General features: G+C 66.7%; 3 protein-coding genes and 1 pseudogene. 2 read left to right on the top strand and 2 right to left on the bottom strand.

Annotation, left to right across the window (positions count from 1 at the left end; genetic code table 11):
• Positions 1-824 precede the first annotated feature (824 nt).
• Positions 825-2183 (top strand): hypothetical protein, encoded by a 1359-nt coding sequence (locus AZG88_RS32980; RefSeq protein ID WP_061700232.1) that lies wholly within the window; start codon positions 825-827, stop codon positions 2181-2183.
• A gap of 161 nt (positions 2184-2344) precedes the next feature.
• Here AZG88_RS32980 and AZG88_RS32975 read toward each other — a convergent pair.
• A pseudogene (locus AZG88_RS32975) lies at positions 2345-2907 on the bottom strand (phosphatidylserine/phosphatidylglycerophosphate/cardiolipin synthase family protein); the annotation flags it as partial.
• Between AZG88_RS32975 and AZG88_RS52150 the strand changes: the two are divergent.
• Positions 2824-2994 (top strand): hypothetical protein, encoded by a 171-nt coding sequence (locus tag AZG88_RS52150; protein WP_156517684.1) that lies wholly within the window; start codon positions 2824-2826, stop codon positions 2992-2994. The pseudogene AZG88_RS32975 and the gene AZG88_RS52150 overlap by 84 nt on opposite strands.
• 297 nt (positions 2995-3291) lie before the next feature.
• Here the strand turns inward: AZG88_RS52150 and AZG88_RS32970 are convergent.
• On the bottom strand, positions 3292-4680 hold a 1389-nt coding region (locus tag AZG88_RS32970; protein ID WP_061700231.1), incomplete at its 5' end, for an MFS transporter.

Below are 4680 nucleotides of genomic sequence, written 5' to 3'. Positions count from 1 at the left end.
GCCTGCTGCAGCAGGCACAGGCATGGGAAGTGACGAGTGCCCGCGAGCTGGACGTGTACCTGAGCGAACACCGCGATGCGTTCGTCGCACCGTCGTCGCATTGTCCGATGTCGGTGGTGAGGTTGTTGACGCTCCTGACCGACAACGGGTTCGGTGACAAGGTGGTCCTGCTCGGATGTGTCCGCTGCGGCCGCACCGACAAGCTCCTCAAACGCCGCACCCATGAGGGTCGGTGCTGTGTGCGGTGCATGGAACGGGACGATCGGCGAACGTGCGCGCGGTGCGGCCAGATCGGCAGGATCACCGCCCGCCGCAAAGACGGCCGGATCTGCCGCGAGTGTTATCGTCTCGAGCCTGCCCGGCGGAGCGCGTGTTCACGGTGCGGCAAGTCGTCCGAGATCATCAGCCGCAGCGAGGACGGCTCACCGCTGTGCACCCGCTGCACCTCGCATCCGAAAAGGCCGTGTGTGCACTGCGGCCGAGTGCGGATCGTCGGCGCCAACACGGACAAAGGGCCCGTGTGCAGGAGCTGCCACGCCGGCGCTCGGTCCCGACTGTGCGGGATCTGCGGGCAAGTACGCACGATCCAGCGTCGCGGTGACGGCAAGGGCCGTCCTGATATGTGCCAGAGCTGTTGTCGCGAGGTCGGCGAATGCGCGGGGTGTGGTCGGCACCGTTATGGGGTGCGCTACCGCGGCGGCCCGTTCTACTGCAGCACCTGCTACCCGAAATCGAAGCGTCCGTGTGCGATCTGTGACGAGACAAAAGCAGTAGCGGCGGTGTGGCCCGTGGGCCCGGTCTGTCAGCGGTGCTACCGAACCCGATTGGAACACCCCGACACCTGCGCAGAGTGCAAGAAGGACCGGATCCTGGTTTGCGTCAACGACTCCGGCGATGCCGTGTGCACCCGATGCGGTGGTGTCGATCTGAACTTCGCCTGCAGAAGCTGCGGCGAGGAGGGGCCGGGGTTCCGCGACGGCCGATGCGATCGGTGCCTGGTGCTCGCGAAGATCACCACACTCCTCGGCGACGTGGGATCGGCAGGTGATGCCCGCCTGAAGCCCATGTTCGACGCGCTCGCCGCGGTAAGCCCGGGCACCGTCCATACCTGGGTGGTCAACGACAACTCGCTGGCCGTGCTGGCCGCGCTCGTCCGAGCGGGCCGCGGTATCACCCACGAGGAGATCGACACACTCCCGCAAAACCGTCGAACCCGTCACATCCGCGCGGCATTCGTCGCCGCGGGCGTTGTACCGCAGCGCAACGAGGCGTTGGCTCAGCTCCAACTCTGGGTCGATCGCATCGTCCCCACCCTCCCGGCCCAACATCAGCCCGTCATCCGCGCCTACGCCGAATGGCACCTCGTGCGCCGTGCCCGACTCCGGGCAGCCCGCGGGCAATTCCGCCCTAGCGCGGACGCATCGAACCGGCAACGGATCCGGTGCGCCATCACCTTCCTGAGCTGGCTCACCGACGAGGGGGCCTCAATCGGCACCCTGGGCCAGCATCACGTCGATACCTACTTCGACACCCGCCCCTCCAAATCCCGAGCGTTGGGCACCTTCCTGGCCTGGATGCAGGCACGGCGCCTGATCACGGGAATCGAAGTTCCTCGCAGGAAGGACGGACTCCCACAGCGGTTCCAGGACCACGACGACCATGCCGAGCAACTACGACGGTGCCTGACCGACGACGAACTTCCGCTCGAGATTCGCATCGTCGGCGCGCTGGTCCGGCTCTACGCCATACCGGTGGCCCACATCGTCGAACTGACCTATGACCGATTCCACCGCGACGACACCCACGCCTATCTGGTAATCGAACAGAACGCGGTCGTCCTTCCCCCCTCGCTGGCTGCCCTGATCGAGGAACTGACCGGGGTGAGGCGATCCGCCGGGCGGGCGTACTCGGGTCCGGGGGTGCCGGCCTGGATGTTTCCCGGCATGCCACCGAGTCGACCCCGCAACACAACGGCCCTGCACAGAGACCTGAAGAAGTACGGCCTGCCGACGTTGGCTGCCCGCAACTCGGCGATGATCGCCAACATCGTCGACCTGGAACCGGTCGTGGCCAGCGATCTGTTCGGCATCGCTCCGCAGACCGCACACAGATGGGCCCAATATGCTCAAACTAGCTGGGCCACCTACCTCGCGGCACGATCCGCCGACACGCAGGGTCGGTGATCGCTCAGTCTTGGTCGTGCCCGCGGATTTGTGACGCTACCACCCCGCGACTGAAAACTGAGCAGGCGACCCCGAGGGACGCGGAAGCCTCCTCATTCGAAGCGAGACATCGCCTCTGTCCCGGAATAGCGCACGGATTGAATACCTACGCTCCGCCAGCCGTCCCCATGCTTCAGGCGGGTGTCGGTCTTGTCGTGGTGGAACCATTCGAGCTGGTATTTCGCTGGTGGCCCGGCCGGGGCGCGGTGGTTGCGGGCCCTGGGTGGTATTCGATTGTGCCGCAGTAACATCCAGGTTATCTTTGCGGGTAGGAATCCGGGGTCGGCTTGTCCGCGGCCGCTGATCCCGGGATCGGTACCGCGCGCCCGATTTGCCATTGCGTGGTGGCGTTGTCGAGGAATGTCTGGTCGACCTCGGTAGTTTCCTCGATGCCGTCGATGAAGGCGCGGACGGCGGCGACGACCTTGGGGTCGTCGGTGATGACCGCGGCCTCGTCGGCGATGGTGGAGCTGTGTGAGGCGTTGGCGGAGCCGATGATTGCCCGCCGGTCGGTGGCGATGACATTGGCGTGCAGGTTCGGTGACGACAGCACCCGCACCCCGGTGTCGACGTAGTAGGCGAGCGCGATCGGGGAGGTCAGGTGTGCGCGGACCGCGGCGCGGGAGGCGTTGACGACGAGGACGTCCCCGGCACGCAGCGGCAGCAGGGTGGGCGGATCCAGGCCGTACAGTTCGAGCTGATCAACGCTGCCCTGGTCTCCGTCGAGACCGTTGACGAGACCAGCGATGACGGGATCTCGACGCCACCGTAATCGTCTCCCGGATCATGCTCCAGCACGGACTCGCACCTGCCGACGCCGGTCGTGTCGACCTTTTGCCCGAAGCGCGGCCGTGGAGGTACCGGTGCGTTTTGTGCTCGGCGCGCATCCAATTGCGCAGGGTTTCGTGGCTCACTCTCGGGTTGTTGCTGATGCCCTCGAAGGTGTGTGGCTCAGATCGGACAGGTACTGCGCGACGGCATTTTGCCTTGAGTTCCGCCGAGTACGCATTCATCGCCATCAATGACATCTCTTCGTCTGGGCCCTCACGGCCCAGTGTTGACGATGTCCTCACTCAGGGGGTACTCCCCTTATCCTCTGACCGGGGCGCTCACTCGAACCTCTGGTGTTCGCTCCGCCGAGGCCACCGACCGTGCCCCACTCGGCCGCGAGGGCGGTCGCGTGGACCTCGTCCTCCTCCTCGTCGGAGGGGGTGCGGGTGGTGCGCGTGATCCCGAAGAACGGCAGCAGCCCGGCGAGGGCGGCCGCGGTCGCGCCGACGACGAACGCGATCACGTACGCCGATTCGGTCGGGACGTCCGTTCCGTCGATCGTGATGCCGGCGAGCAGGGTCGCGAGCAGCGCACTGGCGAACGAACTGCCCACGGACCGTGCGATGGAGTTGATGCTGTTCGCGACGCCGGTCTCGTCCTGCCGGACCTCGGCCACGAGCAGCGACGGCAGCGACGCGTACGCGAGGCTGATGTACGTGTTGACCAGCAGGATGGCCGCGATCACCTCCCACGTGCGGTCGTGGGCGAAGACGAACACGACGAAACCGCAGACGCCGACGACGCTCGCGGCGATGAGGACGGCACGGGAACCGAAGCGGTGGATCAGTTTTCCGCTGAGGATCGAGGCGAGGACGCCGCTGATCGCGCCCGGCAGCAGGTACACGGTGCTGGCCTCGAGGACGGTGGCTCCGAAGCCGTATCCGGCCACCGCGCGCGGGGTCTGGACGAAGTACGAGCTGCCCAGGAACATCACGAACATCGACATGCCGACCACGAGTGCGGACAGGTGGGTGACGAGGACGGGTGGGTTGGTCAGCAGCCGGGGCGCGACGAGTGGGTCGGTGATCCTGCGTTCGTAGAGGAACCAGCCGATCAGGACCAGGATTCCGGCGATTCCGCTGACGATGGTGACGGGAGACGTCCAGCCCCAGGTGCCGCCCTCGGCGAGCGGCAGCAGGACGAGGACCAGGCCGGCGGCGAGACCGGCCGCGCCGATCCAGTCGATGGAACCTGTGCCGACGCGCGGGCGGCGGGGGATGGCGATCCAGGCGAGGACGAGTCCGGCGGCGGTGATGGCCGACGACAGCCAGAAGATGCGGTGGAAGTCGGCGCCGTCGGAGACCAGCACACCGGTGAGGACGATGCCGAAGCATCCGCCGAATCCGAGGGTGCCGGAGAAGATCCCCATCGCCCCGGTCAGCTTCTCGGCGGGAAGTTCGTCTCGCAGGACCGCGATGCCGATGGGAAACAGCGCGAACGACACGCCCTGGAGCACGCGGGCGAAGATCAGCACTCCCACGGACGTCGACAGCGCACCGATCAGGGAGCCGAGCAGCACGACCACGAGCACCCCGAGCAGGACGGGTCGTTTGCCGCGGAGATCGGCGAGGCGGCCGAGGACGGGTGTCGCGGTGGCGGCCGCGAGGAGGTTCGCGGTGAGGAGCCA

Source organism: Rhodococcus sp. LB1 (assembly GCF_001583455.1).
Taxonomy (GTDB): Bacteria; Actinomycetota; Actinomycetes; order Mycobacteriales; family Mycobacteriaceae; genus Rhodococcus_F; species Rhodococcus_F opacus.
This window is presented reverse-complemented; position numbering and strand designations above follow the sequence as displayed.